Annotated in this window: 26 protein-coding genes; 8 read left to right on the top strand and 18 right to left on the bottom strand. The window is 52.1% G+C overall.

All coding sequences use genetic code 11. The features are described 5' to 3' along the window. The first annotated feature begins 322 nt into the window (after positions 1-322). On the top strand, positions 323-496 hold the full coding sequence (locus tag MKX76_RS28575; protein ID WP_007132351.1) for a hypothetical protein: 174 nt from the start codon (positions 323-325) through the stop codon (positions 494-496). A 156-nt stretch (positions 497-652) separates the two neighbouring features. On the opposite strand, the gene MKX76_RS28570 is transcribed toward MKX76_RS28575, so the two are convergent. From MKX76_RS28570 to MKX76_RS28520, 11 genes are all read right to left on the bottom strand, one after another. Continuing rightward, on the bottom strand, positions 653-1288 hold the full coding sequence (locus MKX76_RS28570; RefSeq protein WP_007132350.1) for a pyridoxamine 5'-phosphate oxidase family protein: 636 nt from the start codon (positions 1286-1288) through the stop codon (positions 653-655). Between the two features lie 36 nt (positions 1289-1324). Then, positions 1325-2443: a stalk domain-containing protein gene (locus MKX76_RS28565; RefSeq protein WP_341034969.1), complete on the bottom strand. Its 1119-nt coding sequence runs from the start codon at positions 2441-2443 to the stop codon at positions 1325-1327. Between the two features lie 255 nt (positions 2444-2698). After that, positions 2699-3409, bottom strand: coding sequence for a DUF421 domain-containing protein (locus MKX76_RS28560; RefSeq protein ID WP_341035084.1), 711 nt, complete (start codon positions 3407-3409; stop codon positions 2699-2701). Positions 3410-3497: 88 nt separating this feature from the next. Then, positions 3498-3773, bottom strand: a complete 276-nt coding sequence (locus tag MKX76_RS28555; RefSeq protein ID WP_077569093.1) for a hypothetical protein — start codon at positions 3771-3773, stop codon at positions 3498-3500. A gap of 704 nt (positions 3774-4477) precedes the next feature. Next, positions 4478-6112, bottom strand: coding sequence for a chaperonin GroEL (gene groL / locus MKX76_RS28550; protein WP_028405904.1), 1635 nt, complete (start codon positions 6110-6112; stop codon positions 4478-4480). 63 nt (positions 6113-6175) lie between these two features. Further along, positions 6176-6457: a co-chaperone GroES gene (gene groES / locus MKX76_RS28545; protein WP_007132345.1), complete on the bottom strand. Its 282-nt coding sequence runs from the start codon at positions 6455-6457 to the stop codon at positions 6176-6178. A gap of 512 nt (positions 6458-6969) precedes the next feature. Next, the gene (tatC, locus tag MKX76_RS28540) at positions 6970-7746 is read right to left on the bottom strand and encodes a twin-arginine translocase subunit TatC (RefSeq protein ID WP_341034968.1); all 777 of its coding nucleotides are present in this window, start codon (positions 7744-7746) and stop codon (positions 6970-6972) included. 83 nt (positions 7747-7829) lie between these two features. Further along, a complete protein-coding gene (tatA, locus tag MKX76_RS28535; protein ID WP_007132343.1) occupies positions 7830-8066 on the bottom strand; it encodes a twin-arginine translocase TatA/TatE family subunit in 237 nt (78 codons plus the stop codon). Between the two features lie 265 nt (positions 8067-8331). Then, a complete protein-coding gene (locus tag MKX76_RS28530) occupies positions 8332-8823 on the bottom strand; it encodes a molybdenum cofactor synthesis domain-containing protein (protein WP_028405902.1) in 492 nt (163 codons plus the stop codon). A 47-nt stretch (positions 8824-8870) separates the two neighbouring features. Continuing rightward, entirely contained in the window at positions 8871-9347 is a 477-nt protein-coding gene (gene moaC, locus MKX76_RS28525; protein WP_028405901.1) for a cyclic pyranopterin monophosphate synthase MoaC, read from the bottom strand. Further along, entirely contained in the window at positions 9338-10006 is a 669-nt protein-coding gene (locus MKX76_RS28520) for a 5-formyltetrahydrofolate cyclo-ligase (protein ID WP_341034967.1), read from the bottom strand. Before MKX76_RS28520 ends, moaC begins: the two co-directional genes overlap by 10 nt. A gap of 174 nt (positions 10007-10180) precedes the next feature. Here MKX76_RS28520 and MKX76_RS28515 point away from each other — a divergent pair, with 174 nt between their 5' ends. Next, the gene (locus MKX76_RS28515) at positions 10181-12133 is read left to right on the top strand and encodes an ABC-F family ATP-binding cassette domain-containing protein (RefSeq protein WP_341034966.1); all 1953 of its coding nucleotides are present in this window, start codon (positions 10181-10183) and stop codon (positions 12131-12133) included. 727 nt (positions 12134-12860) lie between these two features. Here the strand turns inward: MKX76_RS28515 and tsaD are convergent. The 6 genes from tsaD to MKX76_RS28485 form a co-directional block, all read right to left on the bottom strand. After that, on the bottom strand, positions 12861-13904 hold the full coding sequence (tsaD, locus tag MKX76_RS28510) for a tRNA (adenosine(37)-N6)-threonylcarbamoyltransferase complex transferase subunit TsaD (RefSeq protein ID WP_213616380.1): 1044 nt from the start codon (positions 13902-13904) through the stop codon (positions 12861-12863). Positions 13905-13906: 2 nt separating this feature from the next. Continuing rightward, entirely contained in the window at positions 13907-14428 is a 522-nt protein-coding gene (gene rimI, locus MKX76_RS28505; protein WP_007132337.1) for a ribosomal protein S18-alanine N-acetyltransferase, read from the bottom strand. Positions 14429-14445: 17 nt separating this feature from the next. Further along, the gene (gene tsaB, locus MKX76_RS28500) at positions 14446-15240 is read right to left on the bottom strand and encodes a tRNA (adenosine(37)-N6)-threonylcarbamoyltransferase complex dimerization subunit type 1 TsaB (RefSeq protein WP_213616378.1); all 795 of its coding nucleotides are present in this window, start codon (positions 15238-15240) and stop codon (positions 14446-14448) included. Next, a complete protein-coding gene (gene tsaE / locus MKX76_RS28495; protein WP_028405896.1) occupies positions 15237-15698 on the bottom strand; it encodes a tRNA (adenosine(37)-N6)-threonylcarbamoyltransferase complex ATPase subunit type 1 TsaE in 462 nt (153 codons plus the stop codon). The genes tsaB and tsaE overlap by 4 nt, the downstream gene beginning before the upstream one ends. Positions 15699-15996: 298 nt before the next feature. Beyond that, on the bottom strand, positions 15997-16179 hold the full coding sequence (locus MKX76_RS28490; RefSeq protein WP_007132334.1) for an H-type small acid-soluble spore protein: 183 nt from the start codon (positions 16177-16179) through the stop codon (positions 15997-15999). 2 nt (positions 16180-16181) lie between these two features. After that, positions 16182-16469 carry a hypothetical protein gene (locus MKX76_RS28485; protein WP_007132333.1) on the bottom strand — a complete coding sequence of 96 codons (288 nt, stop codon included), beginning with the start codon at positions 16467-16469 and terminating at the stop codon, positions 16182-16184. 262 nt (positions 16470-16731) lie between these two features. Between MKX76_RS28485 and ku the strand changes: the two genes are divergently transcribed. The 3 genes from ku to ligD are packed head-to-tail and all read left to right on the top strand — an operon-like array spanning position 16732 to position 19486. Next, entirely contained in the window at positions 16732-17655 is a 924-nt protein-coding gene (ku, locus tag MKX76_RS28480) for a non-homologous end joining protein Ku (protein WP_028405895.1), read from the top strand. Positions 17656-17660: 5 nt separating this feature from the next. Beyond that, positions 17661-18566: an ATP-dependent DNA ligase gene (locus tag MKX76_RS28475; protein WP_341034965.1), complete on the top strand. Its 906-nt coding sequence runs from the start codon at positions 17661-17663 to the stop codon at positions 18564-18566. 5 nt (positions 18567-18571) lie between these two features. Further along, on the top strand, positions 18572-19486 hold the full coding sequence (gene ligD, locus MKX76_RS28470) for a non-homologous end-joining DNA ligase (RefSeq protein WP_341034964.1): 915 nt from the start codon (positions 18572-18574) through the stop codon (positions 19484-19486). On the opposite strand, the gene MKX76_RS28465 is transcribed toward ligD, so the two are convergent. Further along, the gene (locus MKX76_RS28465; protein WP_341034963.1) at positions 19472-20617 is read right to left on the bottom strand and encodes an SPL family radical SAM protein; all 1146 of its coding nucleotides are present in this window, start codon (positions 20615-20617) and stop codon (positions 19472-19474) included. The genes ligD and MKX76_RS28465 overlap by 15 nt on opposite strands. A 215-nt stretch (positions 20618-20832) precedes the next feature. Here MKX76_RS28465 and MKX76_RS28460 point away from each other — a divergent pair, with 215 nt between their 5' ends. The 3 genes from MKX76_RS28460 (at position 20833) to MKX76_RS28450 (ending at position 22583) form a co-directional block, all read left to right on the top strand. Further along, a complete protein-coding gene (locus MKX76_RS28460; protein ID WP_028405891.1) occupies positions 20833-21408 on the top strand; it encodes a TetR family transcriptional regulator in 576 nt (191 codons plus the stop codon). A 129-nt stretch (positions 21409-21537) separates the two neighbouring features. Next, on the top strand, positions 21538-21804 hold the full coding sequence (locus MKX76_RS28455; RefSeq protein ID WP_341034962.1) for a hypothetical protein: 267 nt from the start codon (positions 21538-21540) through the stop codon (positions 21802-21804). Continuing rightward, complete coding sequence (locus MKX76_RS28450; protein ID WP_244869261.1) at positions 21789-22583, top strand: serine hydrolase domain-containing protein; 795 nt, start codon at positions 21789-21791, stop codon at positions 22581-22583. Before MKX76_RS28455 ends, MKX76_RS28450 begins: the two co-directional genes overlap by 16 nt. Positions 22584-22590: the final 7 nt, after the last annotated feature.

The raw sequence follows: 22590 nt of genomic DNA, 5'->3' as shown, positions 1-22590 counted from the left end.
CTTTTCATATTTTACACTAAAGCTGCACCAAGCCGATTACGGAGGCCAGCGTGACCGCAGGGCGTGATGGCACTGTAAACGGCCTATGAATTCTTATGTAGTCGCAAACCATTGAAACACCCATTCATGAGTGAGCATAAAGCTTGTCGGTTACGGTATGGCGTTTTAACGTCATCGGATATGCTATGGGTACATGTCATCGCGGCGATCGCAGCCTGTGGCAATAGGAATATCCCGAATTAGAGTTTTTCATGATTGGAAAAAATAAATGGAACTTTGCTCTTGTCTTTCACGTTATCCTAAACAAAGGAGCTGATGGAAGATGGAGACGTTCGGTAGAGGCTGCCTCTATTTGATTATCGGGGCGGTTGTCCTCCTGCTGCTGGCCATGCTGCTGGGGACCACGATCACGATTCCCTGGTTTATCTTTATTCCGCTTGTCATTATTGCCTTTGTGGTCGCAGCATCCAAGAGCAACCGCAGGGATGATGATTAGCCTATATCCCCTAGCCGCGGAAGGTTAATGGTAACTCCTCGTGTGAATCCGCAGGAATGCAAGAAGGCTGTCCCATAAGATCATTTGACCTTTCGGGACACCTTCTTTTTGCGTCTGTGATCATGCTCCGCGTACGCATCGATATGGACGTCCCCGTTAGTACAGACGTTTCGTATAGCTTTCCTGCAAGCCTTGCGCAACCGACTGCTCCGACACGCCTTCCTGGTTGACATGATCGGCGATAATGCGGGATGGGTTCGGAAGCTTATCTGCCGGCAGCCATGTATTCGGATCCCAGACTCCGGAACGCATGAACGATTTGGCGCAATGCATATAACATTCCTCGACCGTGACGCCGATGCCGAGCCACGGCTTTTTGCCCTGTGCCGAAAGCTTCTCCAGCAGGTCTTCGTCACGGATAAGCACAGCCTGGCCGTTGATTCGCAGCGTCTCCTTCAATCCCGGGATGACAAAAATGAGGCCGATCCCCGGACTTGTCAACAGGTTTCGAAATGAATCGAAGCGGCGGTTGCCCGGCCGCTCCGGGATGACCAGATGGTGATCATCCACCACATGCACGAAGCCGGCGGAGTCGCCGCGAGGCGAAACATCGCATGCTCCCGATGCATCCGACGTAGCCATGAAGAGCAGCGGACTCTTGGCGATAAAGTCCCGGCAATGCCTGTCCAAAGCATGTATCATTTTATGCTTGACCACCTGATTCGGTTCCCCGAACATCGATCGGAGCTCCTCCTCGGTCGTCACGATGGAACGAAACGGTCCCTGATCCATATAAGTTCCTCCTCACCCTCGTATTGAATCCGTCGTTTATTTCCCTGCAGGCTTGTCCTGACCTTCTACCGAGATTTCATCAATCAGGTTCTTCAACTTGACGGATTCTGGACGAAGGCCGTCCGGACCGTTCGCATATGTGAACTCAAAGTCGCCGATATAATAAGCAAACCCAATATCCCCCGCCGAACTTGCAATCAGCTTGTTCCCCTCCACCCGATAATACGTGACCCCGCCGAAGCCGATCTCCGTCCTGTATGAGTAATCGGGAAACGCATCCGACATTCGGAGCTGGAGCTTTTTAGGAGACTTCCCTCGTAAATTCAGGTCGATCCGCAGCTCTGAACCCTCAAGCTGAATGCTCGATGCGACAAGCTCTTCTGCCGCTGTCTCCGGAGGCGTTACCTTGATTTCTTTCCCGTCCTTCACACTGACGACGTGAACCTCTTGCACATACACCCCGGTTCCGTAGCCTGTCACAAACACGGCAACCGCTTCCGGCTTGCCGTCACCGTTCACGTCCGCGTAGAAGAGCTGAGGCGGCCGATTCGGAAATCTTGGAATTTCCCAGTTATACCGCAATCGCTTGCCTTCAGCCTCCAAAATAAATCCGCGGTATTTATCGCCGTCCTTCAAGGCAGGGTACAGCTTCACCTTCGGATTCTCTTCCGCTACAGCGATCGGTTCGGTCGGAACACGTACGCTCGTGCTCATCGATCCGGAACGGATATCAACCCGGCCGGAGGTATCCGTAACGAGCTCCGCCCCCGTGAAAGTGTTCAGATCGTATGCAGGAAAGTACAAATGGCCATTTTTCAGCAGAACAGGACCTGATAATACGACTTCGCCCATTCCCACTGCCGTTGCCAGCTTGCTTCCCGCTTTAAAAACGCTGGCTCCATCCGAAGACTTTAGCGTAGCGATCTTTCTTTTATTGTCCCAATGAAACGTATACGGATAGAATTCACCCAGTACTCTAATCGGAATATACAATGTTTTTCCTTTATAAAACGGCTGCCCGGCAGCCTTTGCCGCCTCTCCATCTACCAGCAGCTCTATCTGATCAGCTGCCTGTACCTGCTGCGGTGCAGGCGTACACGCCAATATCGCAGACATCAGCAGAATCGCTGCTCCAGCCGCAAGTTTCTTATTCATGTCCTCTCCCCCTCCAATTCACTTCCTTTCATTATATTGGAAGGCAGCCCCCGTTTCTGTTACGCGGTTGTAACAAAATGGAGACAAGCTTGTGACTTTGGGACGAAAAATAGTTCCTTTGTTAGACTTGTATACCGGGATCCCTTACAAAACACAGCCCGCCTCCTTGATATAAAGGGGACGGGCTGTATTTAAGAACCGGGCCGATTTTTTCGCTCCGGGAGTTTTCGATTTCTTGGTTAACGTGCTCCTGATTTATTCTATATCGATGGGGTGGCTTATTTTATCATGATAGAAATCAATATACAGTTGTCCGTTACTCCCCTTTACTGCATAAAAGACATCTTCCAGCTGCTTCCCGCGAGCGGTTAGTTTATCTGTAACCCACTCCGGGGGGATATTGTTGACCTTTAGATTCCCCTCTAATAGTTGACCATCCATTACGAGTTCAATCGGAAATTGTCCAACGTCTTTGGATCCCTTTCTCAAGTCTTTTAACGTTACATTCTGGTATTCCTTCTTTTTCATCACTGAGATTTCCCCGTTGATCTCCAATAAAGCGTATTCGATTTCGCCATAATCAAAAATATCCTTTTGACGCAGCATCTGATTTAATGTGTCTAATGTTAGATGGTTTTTCTTTAAATTCTCCTCGAGAATTTTTCCACCCTCGATAAGAATCGTCGGTGTCCCTTCAGTCCACATGCGGACTTTCCGGTTTTTTATCACAATTTTAGAAAGTGCATACGAAGTGAATGTAAAGACCGCGAGCGAGATTAATAAATGTCCGATTTCTATTTTTTCGTTAAAAGCAAAGTTCGCAGCAATGGCCCCTAAAATAACTGCAGTTACGAATTCATGGAAATTCATGTTGGATAATGTCTGTTTTCCTAAGAATCTCGTAATGATCAGCAATAGAACAAATGCCGATATGCTGCGAATTAGAATGACAACATGTTCAATCACCAACGCCCACACTCCGATTATCGTTATATATTTTTAGTATGGGCAAGTGTGGAAGAATTAAACAGAGAAATCCCTATATCATATTTGCTCATCGGAGAATATAAGCTTCTATCAGATCGCTAACACTTATATCATCCAGCTCTTCTGCCATTTTATCTGCTTTTGTTTTCTTCCTTATGGATCCTTCCAATAAGATTTGGATTCTTTGATCCCTGTCGATTAAGACGGACTCGACCTCCAACGCGTTTGTAAGCAATCCGACGATGACTGCAATCTGTTGAGGGGATATTTGGGGCAGTGAGTTTTTCTTGTTCTTTCCATTCTTTTTGTTCTTTCCGTTACCACTGTTCCCATTCTTCCTCACTGCTCTTACCCCCATCACTAGTTCACTATGATCGGAATATTGTCATCTCCCCCATCTCCTTCCGCGGGGCTGGTTATAAGTGAAAAAATAATCACAGCTACTACGATAAACGTAATGATCCGTTTTCCCTCATCTTCGTCCAAATTCATCACTCCGCACTCCGTCATGTGTAGACCTTCCCGTGAAGGTTTAAATGTAAAAGGAGATCCTCTCTGCTGGCATGTTTACGGTCTTCAATTTAGATTTTAAATGCCATATCCCTGTGATTGCTGTCTGGGTATCTTGGGTCCGTCCTTGATTGCTTGTTCAATTATTTTTAATGCCTCACCTAATAAAGAGTCCGTAGCTTCTTCTCTCGCTGGACGAAAGTATCAGGGTAAAAACGACAGCCCCGCTCGGACACAGGTCCATTGGCTCCTCCTGAATCATTTACGAACAGTATATTCATGAATGTTCAGGATGAACCATGTCCGAGCGGGTTACGCCAAAAACCAAGGGCTATCGAGCTCATGACGGCCATTCGAAATGGACGACATTTCTAATAGCCGCTTCGCAAAACGTCGGACTTCAGCCTCAACCATTTTTGCGTGTTCTAAACCTGAAATAGAAGAGATATGATCCCTTCCATTTTTTCAATAATATAAAAAAGGCTCCCTCTCGGGAGCCTTTCATTATGCGGTATTACAGGGTTTTTGACCCCTTTGTTACATCATGCCGCCCATGCCGCCCATGCCGCCCATGTCTGGAGCGCCGCCTTTTTCAGGCTCAGGCTTGTCGGCGATAACAGCCTCGGTAGTCAGGAACATTGCAGCAACGGATGCAGCGTTTTGCAACGCGGAGCGCGTAACCTTCGCAGGGTCAACGATACCCGCGTCGATCATGTTCACCCACTCGCCGTTTGCAGCATTGTAACCTACGCCCACTGCTTCACGCTTCAGACGGTCCACGATAACGGAACCTTCTTCACCCGCATTGGCAGCGATCGTACGGATTGGAGCTTCCAGTGCGCGAAGCACGATGTTCACGCCAGTTTGCTCGTCGCCTTCAAGAGCTTCGGCTACTTTCGCTACGGCACCGTAAACGTTGATCAGAGCCGTACCGCCACCGGATACGATACCTTCTTCAACTGCAGCGCGAGTTGCGTTCAGGGCGTCCTCAATGCGCAGCTTGCGTTCTTTCAGCTCTGTTTCAGTAGCAGCACCGACTTTGATGACAGCTACGCCGCCAGCAAGCTTAGCAAGACGCTCTTGCAGTTTTTCCTTGTCGAACTCGGAAGTCGTTTCTTCGAGCTGGGAACGGATTTGCTTCACGCGAGCCTCGATGTCTTCCTTGCTTCCAGCACCGTCAACGATGATGGTATTTTCTTTCGTTACGCGTACTTGACGAGCCGTACCCAGTTGATCCAGCGAAGTCGATTTCAGGTCAAGACCCAATTCTTCGGTGATCACTTGGCCGCCTGTCAGAGCAGCGATATCCTGCAGCATAGCTTTACGACGGTCGCCGAAGCCTGGAGCTTTAACAGCTACCGCATTGAACGTACCGCGCAGCTTGTTCACGATCAGCATCGCTTGCGCTTCGCCTTCGATATCTTCGGCGATCAAGAGCAGCGGCTTGCTTTGTTGAACGATTTTTTCAAGAACTGGCAAGATTTCTTGCGTGTTCGTTACTTTTTTGTCGGTGATCAAAATGTAAGGATTGTCAAGCACCGCTTCCATTTTGTCCGTGTCCGTAATCATGTATGGAGAAATGTAGCCGCGGTCGAACTGCATACCTTCAACCACTTCAAGCTCGGTTTCGAAGCCGCGGGATTCCTCAACGGTGATAACCCCGTCGTTGCCCACTTTTTCCATAGCTTCAGCGATCAGTTCGCCGACTTCGTCGTCCGCTGCGGAGATGGCTGCAACTTGAGCGATGGATTGTTTGTTCTCAACCGGCTTGGAGATGTTGTGAAGCTCCTCAACCGCTGCACGAACGGCTTTGTCGATCCCTTTGCGGATGCCGATCGGGCTTGCGCCTGCCGTTACGTTCTTCAAGCCTTCCGTGATCAGGGCTTGAGCAAGAACCGTAGCCGTCGTTGTACCGTCACCGGCAACGTCGTTTGTCTTGGTAGCAACTTCTTTAACAAGCTGTGCACCCATGTTCTCGAATGCATCATCCAGCTCGATTTCTTTTGCGATGGTAACACCGTCGTTCGTGATCAATGGGCTTCCGAATTTCTTCTCAAGCACCACGTTGCGGCCTTTCGGTCCGAGCGTTACTTTCACTGCGTTTGCCAAAGCGTCAACACCGCGAAGCATTGCGCGACGGGCGTCTTCAGAGAACTTAATGTCTTTTGCCATGGTATAACATCCTCCCTAGTGGATTTATAGAAAAAATGGAAACAAGATATATTCAGGCGTGCATTAGCCTAAGATCGCGTGGATGTCGCTTTCTTTCATAATCAAATATTCTTTACCTTCGTATTTGATTTCCGTGCCGGCGTATTTGGAGAAGATTACGCGGTCGCCTTCTTTAACTTCCAAAGGTACGCGAACGCCGTCTTTCAGGGAGCCGCTGCCTACAGCGATAATTTTGCCTTCTTGCGGCTTTTCCTTAGCGGAATCAGGAAGTACAATCCCGAATGCTGTAGTTTCTTCTTGTTCGATCGGTTCTACCAATACGCGTTCACCTAAAGGTCTGATCATGAAAAAATAGCCTCCTTTAAATATGTTGTAATGCTTTTTTCAAAGCTTTATGTATTAGCACTCGACAGGTCTCAGTGCTAACAACCAACTTTATGATACTCAAGTTGATTGAAGATTTCAAGTCCTTTGCATCAATTTCTGATCATTTTTTTGAGGGTTCCCGCTCCTTCGGTTTGTCCGCAAAACCCACTTCACCATTGTATCCATGCCCCGCCGAAATATGCCTTTAAATCTTCCCGCCATTGTAGGGGCTTATGGATGAGCAAGCGGCTGATCTCATAGGATATCTCCCCCGTCAAATATTCGAATCGGATTCGATCAACTGACAGAAGACTATCCCAGACTGGTAGAGCTGGTCTGGGGAAGGAGCTGTCAGATCGACATTTCTGTTTATCGGAGTATTCACCCTTGGTTTATGAAAGAGTACAACGTGTTATATGCGCAAAACCCCGGCAATCAGACTAAGACCGGTACCGGTACAAAGTCAGACTGTCGGGGTGTGTACGTTAATATCAATCAGTGTCCTCATCCAACGAGACATAACGGCTGTCCCGCTCCATATCCGCCTCCAGCTGCTTGCGATAGATCTTTGAAGACAGAAACACGCTGAATTCATATAGCAGCAGAAGCGGAATCGTCACCAGGAAATCCGAGATGAAATCCGGCGGCGTGATGACCACCGCGATGAATACGAGCGCAAAGTAAGCCAGCTTCCGCATTTTCCGCAACCGAAGCGGATTGAGGATCCGGATTCGGGTTAAGAACATGACCACCAGCGGCAGCTCGAACAAGAGCGCCAGCGGCAGCACCAGATTGAACATAAAATTCAGGTAATTCGTAATGCCGTACGTTTCCGTAAGTCCCATGCTCTTCGTAATCATGGTGGTAAAGGACAATGTCATCGGAAAAACAATATAGTATCCGAATACGATACCTACGATGAACAGGATGAACGCATACGGAACATACCTTACTGCCGCTTTTTGCTCGTCTCTGTGCAATCCCGGCTTCACGAACGCCCACAGCTGGTAAAAGATCAGCGGGATGGAAATGACCAGCGAGAAAATCGCGGCAATTTTCATATAAATTCCAATACCGTCCCAGAATGAGAAGGCATGCAGCTCGAAATTTTTCGCCTGCTCCGCGGCCGTTAAGTAATGATAGATCGGTTCCGCGACAAATATTCCGCCGATGAGGCCAGCCACGAATACGACAAGCACGACGATGATCCGCTTGCGAAGCTCGCCTAAATGCTCCACAAGCGCCATCTCTTTCATTGGCTTTGACATGATAGACACCACCCTATTGTGACCCTGACAAAACAAAATCCCTCCCATGGAGGAGGGATTTCACAGCTTGCTAATGCATATGCTTATTCCGGAAGACGCTTGTCCTCAGACTTGCTGGGTGCTACAGCCTGCTGGGGAGCCTCCTCTTTCTTCTTAGCCGGTGTTTCATCTTCCGCCAGAATCTCGCGCGTGCCGTTCTTAAATTCACGGAATGTTCTGCCGACAGCCCGTCCCAATTCAGGAAGCTTGTTCGGACCGAACAGCAGCAGCGCCAAGATCACGAGCAGGATAATGCCCGGCACTCCGATCGTAGAGCCCATATCTATTCTCCTCCTTGTCCTGCTTATTGCCATTCAAGGACTTCAGGAAAGTCTTAAAGCAATCCGTCAAACCTTTGACTTCACAGGTGTTAACCAAACCGACAATTACAATGGACGATTCATTATTTAACCTCGTACAATATATCGCCATCATACCATAATGTAAATCACATATACAGTCTGCAATCGTGACAGATTATTTACATATTTATCTAGTGAATGATCGATACTGTTAAATCCAAGCCTGCCAAATCAGCGGCTATGCTTAAAGCTGCTCCCGATACTGGCCGGTCACCATCAGCAGCGCTTCAGGAAGCTGGTCCATGACGGCAGCCAAATTTTCATGCACACCCTTCGGGGAGCCCGGGAGATTGACAATCAGGGTGCGGCCGCGAACGCCGCAGACGCCCCGAAAGAGCATGGCGCTCCGGTTCTTCTGCATCACGGTTGCCCGCATCGCCTCCGCAATGCCCGGCACTTCCCGTTCAATGACCCGCCTTGTCGCCTCCGGCGTAACGTCGCGGACGGCAAGCTCCGTCCCGCCTGTGGTCAGAACAAGATCCACCTGGTAATAATCCGTCAGCTCGATCAATGCAGCAATAATTTCATCCTGCTCATCCGGCACGATCCGGTATTCGATTATTTCACCGCTCAGCTCTTCCTCTACCAGCTCCCGGATCACCTGAGCGCTTGTATCCTCACGTTCTCCTCGCGAGCCTTTATCGCTCGCCGTCAGGATCGCCGTCTTCCACAGCATGAGCCCTCTCTCCTTCCCACTCTATCCGAATCTCCGGTATAACGATATTAAGTTGTTTCCATTATGTAATCCCCGCTCTTCCCGCCGGATTTGCTGACCAGCATGGTCGGACCGATGATCATGTCTTTCTGCAGCGCCTTGCACATGTCGTATACCGTCAATGCCGCAGCCGAAACGGCGGTCAGGGCTTCCATCTCGACCCCGGTCTTTCCTGTCGTCTTCACCGTTGCTTCGATATACAGCTCATCGCTTCCATTGTCGCTGAAATCGACGTTCACGCCGGTGAGAGGCAGAGGATGACACATCGGAATCCAGTTTGACGTGTTCTTCGCAGCCATAATCGCTGCGACTTGAGCCACTGCCAGGACGTCGCCCTTGCCGATCTTTCCTTCTTGAATTCGCGCGAGCGTATCCGGATGCATCCGCACCGTCGTTTTCGCCACGGCTGTCCGGGCCGTTATGTCCTTATCGCTCACGTCAACCATACGGGCTCTGCCTTGCTGGTTAAAATGACTCAGTTCCATCCGATATCCCTCCGCTGCGAGCGAATGCCCGCTCTATAGTAACCCTTGTCCGTGATCACGCCGTCCAATCGCAGGTCATGCTCATCCATCGGGACCTGATTCACGAGCTGAATTTCATAACCGAGACCGATCCACCATGACTTACCGCGTTCTTCCGCCTCTTCCGTCCTTGAATCCGGCTCAAGCGCGCCGGACAGCCGGTCATAGTAACCGCCGCCGTAACCTAAGCGGCCGCCCTCGGGGTCAAATGCAAGCCCGGGTACCCAGATGACATCAGGAGGGATGGCCGAATACTTGCTTACCCGCTTCGGATCAGGCTCCATGATGCCATATGCACCCGGGGCCAGCTCGTCCCACGAGCGGATCTCATACAGCTCCATGGAGCGGTCTTTCGGAATGCTCCGGGGGACGATAACCCGAATCCCCTCCTGCCAGGCCCATTCCACCAAAGGCCTCGTATCCAGCTCGGAGCGAAAAGGAACATAAATCATCATGCTCTTGAATGAATGCTGCTTCATTAATTCGGATGCATGCCCGCATGCCTGACGCGAGCGTTCCGACCGCTCCTCCTGGGAGAGTTCGCTCCGGAGCCTTGTCATCTGCTCCCGCAGCTGTTGTTTCATGCTTCCTGAAATCTTCTCTTCATCAAATTTCGACAACGTGATTCTTCCTCTCACGTTTAATTAAGACTAGTTTACCACTGTTCCTCCCTTTAGCCAAGAAAGACGCAAAGTCAATATCAAGGTCGATTGTTCCACCGTTTTCAGGTAAACTTACTGTATTACGAACCATTTCTTAGTTGAAGTATATCGATTGATGGAGGTTTCACATCTATGCTGCTGCAGGCCAATGGCATAACGAAATTATATGGAGTAACCCCGGTGCTTGAAGGAATTAATCTGCAAGTGCTGGAGCGTGAACGCATCGGACTGGTCGGCGTGAACGGGGCCGGCAAATCCACCCTGCTGAAAATTTTGGCGGGGGAAATGTCCTACGACGGAGGCCAAATATTCAAAGCCAAGGAGACGACGATCGGCTATCTTGCCCAGAACAGCGGTCTTCAATCGGAACGGAGCATTTGGAATGAGATGCTGGACGTGTTCACACCGCTGCTCGAGACGGAGCGCGAGCTCCGTTCGATGGAAGAACAAATTGCCGACCCGAAATCGAGCGAGGATCCGAAGAAATACCAAGAGCTGCTGGACCGTTACGCGATCCGTTCCGACTGGTTCAAGGACCAAGGCGGGTACGAGATCGAAACGCGCATCCGAAGCGTGCTTCACGGGATGGGTTTTGGCGGCTTCTCCCCGGATACGCCCATCTCTACTTTGAGCGGCGGTCAGAAAACAAGGCTTGCTCTCGCTAAAATATTGCTGCAGGCGCCCGATCTGCTTATGCTCGACGAACCGACGAACCACCTGGACATCGCCACGTTGACTTGGCTTGAAGATTATCTTCGCGGTTATTCAGGATCGCTGCTGGTCGTATCCCATGACCGGTACTTCCTGGATCGGCTTGTTACGACCATTGTCGAAATCGAACGCCGCCATTCCAAGAAATACACGGGCAACTACAGCCGTTATATCGAGCTGAAGGCAGCTGAATACGAATCCCAGCTGAAGCAATATGAGAAGCAGCAGGAGGAAATTGCGCGCATGGAAACCTTTATCCAGCGCAATCTCGTCCGGGCGTCAACGACCAAGCGGGCGCAAAGCCGCCGCAAGGCGCTGGAAAAGATGGAACGTCTGGACAAGCCAATGGGGGATTTGAAAAAAGCCCATTTCTCCTTTGAGCCTGAGTATATGTCCGGCAAGGACGTGCTGCAGGTTCGGGACTTGTCGGTCGCTTTCGAGCCGGGCAAGCCATTATTCGAGCATGCGTCCTTCGATCTGCATCGCGGGGAGACGGTTGCATTGATCGGTCCGAACGGGGTCGGCAAGTCTACGCTCCTGAAATGCCTGATCGGAACGATGAAGCCGACTGCCGGATCGCTGCAATGGGGGACCAAGGTAAAGATCGGTTACTATGACCAGGAGCAATCGGAGCTTAATCCAAGCAATACCGTGCTTGAGGAACTTTGGAGCGCCTATCCGCATATGGAGGAAGCCCGAATTCGCACCGTTCTCGGCAATTTTCTGTTCAGCGGCGAGGACGTGCTCAAGAAGATCAGCTCCTTAAGCGGAGGCGAGAAAGCACGCGTGTCGCTCGCCAAGCTGATGCTGCTTGAAGCCAATATGCTTATTCTCGACGAGCCGACGAACCATTTGGATTTATTCAGCAAAGAGGTGCTTGAATCGGCTCTGATCGATTACGAGGGAACACTGCTGTTCATTTCCCATGACCGCTACTTCCTCAACAAAATGGCGGAACGGATCATCGAGCTTCATCCGGACGGCATTCAACATTTCCTGGGTAATTATGACGATTATACAGAGAAAAAGCAGGAGATTCTGGATATGGACGATGAACCGTCCGAGCCTTTCGCCCGGCATGCTATAAAGCCTCAGGCCAAGCAGGAGACCCCTGTTGAGAAGCAGGGGGCCCTTTCTTTCGAAGCCGAAAAGCAGGCCAAGCGCGAGGAACGGAATCGGCAGCGCAAGCTGGCGAGCCTGGAGGAACAGATTCATACCCTTGAGTCCGAGATTGCCGCGCTGGAGGAAGAAATGGCGCAACCTGAGATTTATCAGGATTACATGGCGCTTCAGGAGCGGCAGCAGTCCCTTGATGAGAAGAAAGCGCAGCTTGATCAAATTTTTGCAGAGTGGGAAGCTCTTCTGGAAGACTAATGTCCCTCCCGTCTAACGAGCCGCCCTCTAAGCCGTCTCATGTTGACGGTCCGAGGCGGTGACGGGGTGTTTGGTCCGGGCCAGATTCGATGTTGAATCGACATCGGCGCCATGTTTTTCTGGGACCTTCTAATCACCTTCAAAAAAAATTCACAAAATCGTTTCAAATGAAGGATTGGATTTATTCACAAACTTATCCCCAGAATTGGTGCATAAGTCAAACTTAAAAATGGCCGAAATGGCCATTTTTTTGTTGTTATCCGAGCGTTCACGGCCTGATATCCAACATTATCCACTAAGTTATACACATTATCCACAGAATCCACCGGCAAAAATGAAAATCATGTCCCCTTATTTCATTCCTTTTCAGAAGTCCGGTTTATCGACATTTTTCTTACTTATTCACATTTTTCACCGGATATGTGGATAACTTTGTTCACAACTTGACAGCATCCGAATTTCACAATCACGAAGAAGCCGCTCCATGTAAACACGGGGCTGTACCTCCGTCTTGCTATGTCCCATCGCGCGTGGTGAGCATTAACACAGCCATCACCTTATCTTCAATTCATCACCACCATGAAGCAATGATTGATCCCGGCTGATGACAAGTTCACATGCAATATTCCGAAGCATAGCAAAAAGCCTGCCGTCCCTTTAAACAGAGACGACAGGCTCTAAATTTCTGCTTATTCCTTCCCAGCATTTCGCAAACGCCGCGCATGGCCTAAAATTTCGCCCAATCCTCCAACGGCAATTGGGGATCGGCCTTCATATCCAGCGGCGTAAAGCTGCCCTGCTTCCACTTTAAATGAGCGGCCGCGGCAATCATGGCGCCATTGTCCGTGCAATATTGGAACGGCGGAATCGTCAGCCGGATGCCTTCCGCCTGACAGCGCTCCGTCAGCGCGCTGCGCAGGCCCCTGTTGGCGGCCACGCCGCCGCATAAGAGAAGCTGCTTTGCACCATACTCTTTGACGGCACGGACTGCCTTCTCGACCAGCACTTCCACTACGGACTCCTGGAAGCCGCGGGCGATGGCTTCGATCCGGACGTCCTCGCCACGCATTTTACTCTGATTGACGACATTCAGAACGGCGGACTTCAATCCGCTAAAGCTGAAGTCGTAGCTATCCGGTTCCAGCCAGACCCGAGGCAATTCGATGGACTCCGGCGCCTCCAGCGCCATTCGATCCACATGAGGTCCGCCGGGATACGGGAAGCCGAGCGCGCGTGCAACCTTGTCGTACGCCTCGCCGACCGCATCGTCCCGCGTCCTGCCGATCAGCTCGAAGCTCCCCTCCTCCTTCATGAGAACAAGCTCCGTGTGCCCGCCGGATACGACCAGGGCCATGCTTGGGTATTCTATATCCCCAACGAACCGGTTCGCATAAATATGCCCGGCTATGTGATGCGTGCCGATCAGCGGCTTGCCGAGCGCAAAGGCCAGGCTCTTCGCTGCCATAACGCCGACCAGCAGCGCACCGACCAGGCCGGGGCCTTGGGTGACTGCGACGGCCGAAATGTCCTTCATCTCGATTCCGGCCTCTTCCACCGCCTGTTCAATAATCATCGTGATGCTCTCGACATGCTTCCTTGAGGCCACTTCGGGCACTACGCCGCCAAAAGCTTTGTGGGTCTCAATCTGGCTTGCAATGACGCTCGAGAGCACCTCGTACCCATCCTTCACGACCGCAACCGAGGTTTCGTCGCAGCTGGTTTCAATAGCCAAGATACAGCTATGCTCCCGATCTATTCTTTCATCTATCATGACTATTTATGACTTCCTTCCATGCCTTCGTCCCCCCGATAGGGAGGCAGATCCGCCCACATAATCAGCGCGTCCTCCTGATTGTCCGAATAATAACCCTTGCGGACGCCGGCGGGCTTAAATCCTTTTTTCATATATAAGCGCTGAGCGACATGATTGGATAAACGGACCTCCAGCGTCATTTTCTCCATCCCCATAAATGCCGCCGTCTTCATCAACTCGCTGAGCAGCCGTTCGCCCCACTTCCGTCCGCGATAGGCCTCGAGCAATGCAATATTGGTCACATGGGCTTCGTCAACAATCGTCCACATCCCTGCATATCCAATTAAGCGTCCTTCGTATTCCATCACCATATAATGTGCAAAATGATTCAGCTTCAACTCATTGCGAAATGCTTCTTCCGTCCAGGGCACCGAAAAGGCCTCGTGCTCCACCGCAAGAACATCCGGAATATCCTCTAGCGTCATCAGCCGGAAGGACAGCGCGCCTTCCTCCTGCGCATCCGGCTTCCACTCCTGCTCCATGAACGTCCCTCCTGACTTCACCGCCTGCGCAGCAAATTCGCTTCCGCTTCGGAAAGCTGTGTGTAGTTCGGTATCAACGTATGCGGCTCATCCGAATCCCCGGCCGACAAACGAGCCGCTCCAAGATAGCCAAGCCAGCGCCCTTCGAGCGCATAAGGCACCAGCTGCAGGTGATCGCCGAACCAGGATGACAAACGGCGGGCCGCCTCGGCATGAAGATCCGTCTCGCCTACTACATAAACAGCAGACGGGCGCTCCTGCTCGGACAGTTGGCCGATTCGCTCATTCAGTTCATCCACCCAGGCTTCCATCAGACGGATGCCGTCTGCCGCAAGCCGCTCTGGTGCCTTCGACTTCGAGCCTGCTGCTTCTGCAGCAAACAGAGCCGTATATACCTGCCCCCGTCTTGCATCGAGCAGGGGGATAACCCAATGATTCCCTGCTGCTGCTTCATGCTGGTCCCTGCCAGCTTGAAGCCCGCCCCAAGCCAGCGCATGCAGGCTCGAAACGCCGACGACCGGAATCCGGTTCGCCCAGGCCAGTGTCTTCGCAGCCGTTACCGCAATCCGGATTCCGGTATAGGAGCCCGGACCGACTCCGACGGCAATGCCGTCGATATCATCCATGCCGATGCAGGCTTGTTCCAAGGCCTGCGCCATGACCGGATGCAGATACACAGAATGGTTCCGCTCCGCGCTCGTGTTGATTTCCGTTAACAGCTGATCGTTATCCATCACGGACACCGCCAGCGAAGACGTGGACGTATCCAGCGCCAAAAACCGCTTCTGCGGCTTCGTGTCGTTGTTGTTCATTCCTGTTTACCCCATTTTTCATTCAAGTCCCGGCACCAATCGCCGTATAGCTTCCCCTGAGGGGTCAGCGTCATCAACCGGTCTCCTTCATCCGTCATGGCAATCGAAAGATGGAGATACTGCTCCGGCATCAGCTCCGTGATCAGGCTGCTCCATTCCACAAGGCAGACGCCGTCACCGTAAAAGTATTCATCCAGACCCAGCTCGTCCGCTTCATCGATGGACAGCCGGTATACATCCATATGATAGAGCGGCAGCCGCCCGTTATATTCTTTAATAATCGTAAACGTCGGGCTGTTCACCACTCCGGCTACGCCGAGATGCTTTGCGAAATACTGGGAAAATGCCGTTTTCCCCGCTCCAAGATCTCCGTCCAGACCGATCACCGTCCCGGGCTGCGCATGTTCTGCCAACCAGGCGGCAAGCTGCTCCGTCTCCTCCAGACGGCTTGAAATCATTTGAAACCGGCCATCCGTGCGGCCATTATTCACGATTTAACCCACCTTTAATGAAATAATCCAGCCTTATAAAATGCTTGATCTTCATTATATCGGTCCTCTCTTCCCCCTGCAAGGAAAGTCACTTCCCCCATCAAGGCACCTGAACTATTGACGGATGATATTCGCATGTTTTTCAGAAAACTCCGTTAGCATCTTCACACCAATTAAAATACACCTTACCCAAGTGGTGCTTTAAAAAACACAACACCACCGGTTAAGGTGTATTTTCATCCACGTAAAGGCCCCCGGTTAAAGGTTATTCGCCCTCTTCCAGCCGGTCTACCTTCACGGTCTGCGTATTAGTAGGACGAGACCCGACCTGGACGGTAGCCATGCCGTTCTGCTGATCCACATGCTCGATCCAGACCGGCTCGCCTTCAAGATTCACCTTGTACGTGTCCTTGGATTCGAATATTTCGACGGCGCGTTGCACATCCATTCCTATTCCCTCTCTTTCTTGGATCTCGGCGATTCGTCGACGAGATCCATCGTATCGGTGGTCGAAGGGCCGATCAGCCCGTTGTCCATCGTGACATTCCCCCCGCCAAGACCTTCGTTGATCATTCGGTCAATGTCAAACATGGTAGATTCCCGGGAGATGTCGCTCTCCTCCGAAGTCATGCTGTGCCAATCCACCACGTCTCCGCTGATCGGCTCTGCAAAAGCGCGGTCCGAGGAACGATCCTTCTGAATTTCTTCCGACGGTTCTGATTCCCTGTGCTTATCCATTAAAGATCACTCTCCTTGCTAAGGCAGTGTTCACCGTCAATATGCCTCGATTCTCCCTGGTTTATTCAAAGAACAGTCATGCGCCTCAGTCCCCGGGGGGGTTATTCAAAGACCCGTCATGTTCCCCGGTCGGCTCCCGGTTTATGCAAAGACCGGCAATGACTCATAGGAGCATCTTTTTTTGGGCACACTAATAGAAGCAGATTATACGTCCACATCCTGTTCATACGATCATTCCAAAAACAGATAGGAGGTTTCATAGATGCATACGGTTTGGAAAGGCGCCATCAGTTTCGGCCTGGTGCATGTGCCGGTTAAGATGTTCTCGGCCACGGAAGACAAGGATATATCGATGCGCTACATTCACAAGGAATGCGGCAGTCCGCTCTCCTATGTCCGCAAATGTCCGGTTTGCGAAGAGGAAGTCGGATGGGAGGAAATTACGAAGGGGTACGAGTATGAAAAAGGCAAGTTCGTGCTGTTTGAAAAAGACGAGCTGGAGCAGCTGGCCGAGCAAAACAGCAAAAACATCACGATTCTCGACTTCGTCGATTTGACGGAAATCGATCCGATCTACTTCCAGAAGACCTATTATCTCTCGCCCGATCAAGCGGGCGCGAATGCGTACCGCCTGCTGATGGAGGCGATGAAGGAGTCCGGAAAAATCGGGATCGCCAAAATCTCCATCCGCTCCAAGAGCAGTCTGGCGGCGATTCGGGTGCTGGATGAGTGCCTGTCGATCGAAACGATTTTTTATCCGGATGAAATCCGTCCGATATCGCAGGTACCCAATCTCCCGGAGAAGACCGAGGTTAACTCCAAAGAGCTGGATATGGCGAAGCTGCTCATCGATCAGCTCTCGACGCCGTTTGACCCGGAGAAATATACGGATGATTACCGGGAGCGTCTGCTGGAGGCCATCAACAGCAAGGTGTCCGGCGAGGAAATCAAAATCGCCCCTGCCCGCCAGGAAACCAATGTTGTCGACCTGATGGCCGCGCTTCAGGCCAGCATCGAGGCGGTGAAGCCGATCGGCACCGATCCGGGAACGAAGGCGAAGCCGCGGAAGACAACCCGCAAGACGGCAGCCAAAGAGCCGGCCGCGAAAGCGAGCGGCGACGATACGGATGAGACGCCGAAGCCAAAGCGCCGCGCCAAAGCCAAGAAATCTGAAGCAGGCTCCTGAACGAAATGGGACATTTGCGAGAGCTGCTGCCTAAAGAGCCGATGGCGCCGATCTCCACGGAGAAGATCGAAACCGGCGACGATTGGGGCTATCAACTGAAGTGGGACGGGGTGCGCATCCTTGCAGGCATCGACCACGGCCAAGTCTCCCTCTATTCCCGGAAGCTGCTGGACAAAACAACCCTCTATCCCGAGGTGGTTGCCGCACTGTCGACGCTGCAGCACGATCGTCTGCTCCTGGACGGCGAAGTGGTTTATTTTCATCCAGAGCTCGGACGCCCGGTGTTCCAGAAGGTGCTTCAGCGGGAGCGTTCACGTTCGGTTCGGTCGGGCGCCCCGCTCTTCACGTATGTGCTGTTTGACATTCTGGTCGACGGCGATAAGGATATGCGTAAGCTGCCCTATCTTGACCGGCATCATCGGCTGAAGGAGATCGTCTCCACTACGCCCGGAATCCTGACGGCCGATCTGTTCCTGGAGGGCGAGAGCCTGTGGGCATGGGCCGAGGAACGCGGATGGGAGGGAATCGTTATGAAACGTCTCTCCTCCCCTTACCGTGAAGGGAAGAAGCACCGGGACTGGTACAAAAAAAAGATCGCCATCACCATGCAGGCGGAGGCTGTCGCTTTGATCATAAGAGAAGGCCGCGTAGCCAGCCTCGTGCTGGCTGACGATGAGAACAGCTATATCGGCAGGGCATCGCTTGGACTGAACGAACAGACCAAGCAGCGGCTGTTAGAATATGCAGGCCTGCATCCGTCAGGTGCCGGCTGGAAGACGTTGCACGCAGATTTGAAGAAGGAGCAGCTCGCTTGGCTTAGCAAGCCGCTGACCGCTACGGTTACCTTTCTGGAGTGGAGCCAGGACGGAATGATGCGGCATCCGAAGCTGCTGTCGATTGAGGGGGTGTAACGGCTATGGCCCGTACCGTCAAAGGAACGCTGACCATTGAAGGTCAAGAGATTCAGATTACCAATCCGGACAAGCCGCTGTGGCCCGAGGTCGGCATTACTAAAGCCATCTATCTGCAAAAGCTCGCGGCGATCTCTCCCTACCTGCTCCGCTATTGCAGAGGCAGGCTGCTGACAACCATCCGTTATCCCCACGGCGTGGACGGGGAATCGTTCTATCAAAAAAATGCGCCCGAGCCGCTCCCGCCCTTTGTCAGTACCTACGTGCACGAGGGCATCAACTATGTCATGCTGAACGGGCTGCCCGAGCTCTTATGGCTGGGCAACCTCGCTGCTTTGGAATTCCATCCTTCGCTCCACCTGGCCGGTGACGTTCTGCCATGCGAATGGATGATCGATCTGGACCCGTCGCTTCCCGAGGAGCCGCGGATCATGGAAGCTACGGCCATCGTCGGCGATGTGCTGCGCTCGCTTGGAATCGCCTCCGTACCGAAAACGTCCGGGGCAACCGGGGTGCAGATCATCGTCCCGATTCCCGAAGGCATTACGTTCGACGAGCTTCGCTCCGTCGGCCAATTCGTCGGTCAATACGTAACGGAGAAACACCCTAAATTGTTTACCATCGAGCGGCTGAAGAAAAACCGCGGCGACAAAATCTATTTCGATTATCTGCAGCATTACAGCGGAAGAACGCTTGCCGCACCTTATACTCCCCGGGCCAGACGCCTCGCAACGGTATCCACGCCGCTCACTTGGGAAGAGGTTCAGCGGGATGTCTCTCCGACGGATTTCCACCTGCTGAACATCGAGCAGCGCCTTAAAGAGAGGGGCGACCTGCTGCAGGCTCTGCCTCCCCAGCCGATCGGAGACATCGTCCGGCATCTGAATGCCAAGGGGAAGCCGGCATCAAAACGGAAATGATAGCTGCTCAACCTCCGGCTTCAGATCCTCGGCGGAGACGGGTGCCGCAGGCTGAGGCAGCTTGCGCTGGCGGATGGAATGGTGCGGGGCTGCTTCCCGGCCCCGCTCCTCCCCTTCCTTATAACCTGCACTTCCGGATAGAGCATGCGAGCCTGCCCCTGCAACATGGCCTGAATCAATGCCTTCCGCCAATCGGGAAGTCCTTCTTCCCGTCGCGGGATCGTAGGATCCCGTGGTTGGATTCGATGGGCGACTTGCCGTCCATCCCAGTCCATACTCCGACAAGAGGCGGGCGGCCATCATTTTGAAGCTTCGTATATACTGCTCTTCGGCGTAAGCTCCCGATCTGTACAGCTCCCGATAAGACGGCACGACCTCAGGGAAATGGAGCTTGAGCGTCTCCATATACCATTTCTTAACGTCGCGTGACAGCCTCAAGAGCGAGATCATGGCAAAAGAAGCGCCATGCTCCTTCACCCTGGACAGGAGCTCCCTAAGCCCTTCTTCCCCATCGGTAAGATAGGGCAGGACGGGTGCCGCAAATACGCCTGTCCGTATGCCGGCGGAAGACAGCCTCCAGACGGCCTCCAATCGGCTCGCAGGATGCGGCGATGCCGGCTCAAGCTTGCGGATCAGATCTGCATCCAGCGTATTCAGGCTGATATTGACCGAAACGTCCTCCATCCGGGTCAGGATGTCCATATCGCGCAGCACGAGCGGCGAGCGGGTGGTAATGCTGGTTGAGATGCGATACTTCGCCAGCAGCTTCAAGCATTCCCTCGTGATCTCCGCCTTTCCCTCGATCGGCTGATACGGATCCGTAGCCGTCCCGATTGTCACCTGCCCGATCGATCTCCGCATCGCTTCAATATCATGGCCGAATTTGGCAGCCGTATCGGACAGCTGCTTCGCCAGCGACTCCGCCGCATTGGTCTTCATGAAAATATGATGCTGGAATTCATCCTCCGCCCCCATCCCGATAAAGGACTGGAAGGCGCGTGCATAGCAGAAGCTGCAGCCATGTCCGCATCCTCTGTACGGATTGATAGACCAGTCAAACGGCATCCGCTCTTCTTTCACCCGATTGAGCGTTTGCTTGGTCGAAATGCTCTCATAAGTCGTTTGCGCCATATCCCCTTCGCCTCCTTGTCGTAACCTGCTCTATTTCCGAAAATGTTATGGTTATATTATAGCAAACATACGTTCTTATTATAATAGGAATTTACTGGATTTACAAATCGATTATCATGACATCCCACTAGCAATCAGGAAAATAATCCCTTATAATCGATACATAACATATGTTATATATCAAGTGTTATATTTATTGAGCAAGGAGCATACCTATGGCACCAAAGCCTAAATTCACCAAACAAGACATCATCCTGGCCGCATTTGACATTGCCCGTGCGGAGGGGCTCGATTCCGTCTCCATCCGGAAAGTGGCCGACCGCCTGGGATGCTCGATCGCCCCGATCTACGTTAATTTTGCCGATGCGGAGGAGCTTCTGCAGCGAGTGGTGGAGCACTCGCTTCACGTAGCCAAGCAGATGATTACCGGGCAGCGGACCGGACAGCCGTTTCGGGATATCGGGATGGCCAGTTTGCGCTTCGCCAGGGAATTTCCCCTGCTGTACCGGGATTTAATCATGAAGAACATTCCGTATATGAAGCATAACGAAGAACAGCTTAATGAGGTGGTCGAGCTGATGAAGGAGGATCCCGGCTTAGCGGGATTTTCCGGCGAGGAGCTTCGGGCGCTTTTAATCAAAATGCAGACGTTCCAGACCGGCTTGTCCGTCATGGTCGCCAACGATTTGTTTACAACGAGTGTCAACGAGGAGCAGGTAATGGCCATGATGAATGAGGCGGCCGAGGATTTCATTCGCGCGGCGCGCTTGCGGCAAGCGGAACCAACTTGAACAGCCGCCTCTCCTTCGGCGTGATCTCGGAGGATTTGCTAGAAATCCAAGGTTTTGAAAATTCCATGGTTCCGGGTTTTGAATTTCCATGGTCAAGCATTTCAATTCTGTGTTTAGGGAGGCATGAAGATGAAGGAAAAGGCGGGCCCATCGCCGCTGGATCAAATGCGATTTGATCGCTGGATGGCGGCAATGACGCGCAGAAGAAATATATTCGGCGCCGTCATGTGCGTCGAGAATCAGGATCGGTCGCTGTCGATCGTCAGCAGCGGCGGGGAAATGAAGCCGGAGACCCCTTTTTTTATCGCCAGCGTAACCAAATTGTACGTCAGCTGCGTTCACGGCAGCTGCTTCGGCTTGATGATCGGATTGGCGAATATTTGCCCGAGGCGATGATCAAGGGCATTCACGTTTACCAGAACGTCGACTATTCCCGGGAGATCACGATCAAGCAATTGATGTCCAACACCTCGGGCATTCCCGATTATTTCTCGGGACGCGTATTCGCCGACTTAATCGCCGGGAAAGACCAGTCCTGGCCGCTAGAGAAGACGCTTGAAGCCGTCAGGCAGCTTCGTCCGAAATTCCCGCCGGGCATGAAGAATAAAGCCCAATACTCCGACACCAATTATCAGCTGTTAGGGAAGCTGATTGAAACGGTAACCGGGCAGCCGATCGAGGCAACATTCAAGGAATGCATCTTCGACAGGCTGAGACTGACCCAGACCTACGTATACAAGGACCCTCTTGATGGAAGACCCGCTTCCTTTTATTACCGGAAAACCCGGCTTCAAATCCCCTTGTACATGTCCTCCATCGCACCCGAAGGCGGCATCGTTTCCACGGCCCGAGAGACCATGACCTTCCTCCGAGCGTTTTTCGACGGCGTTCTATTTCCGCAGACGCATCTGAAGGAGCTCATGGAATGGAAATTTCTATGGGCACCCGGCACTTTCTTCTACGGTTCAGGCATTGTACGTCAGCCATTGTCCCTCTTGAACATGAAAGACGGCTTAATCGGCCATTGGGGCCAATCCGGCGCATTTGCCTTCCACCACCCGGAAACGGGGTTATATTTCACCGGGACGGTAAATCAAGCCATCGGCCAGTCGGCCGCCGTCCACAGAATCGCCCGCATCATACGCCATTACAAGAAGACGCAAAGCCCCACCTAGGCTACAA

Source organism: Paenibacillus sp. FSL R5-0810, assembly GCF_038002285.1.
Classification (GTDB): Bacteria; Bacillota; Bacilli; order Paenibacillales; family Paenibacillaceae; genus Paenibacillus_AQ; species Paenibacillus_AQ lactis.
This window is presented reverse-complemented; position numbering and strand designations above follow the sequence as displayed.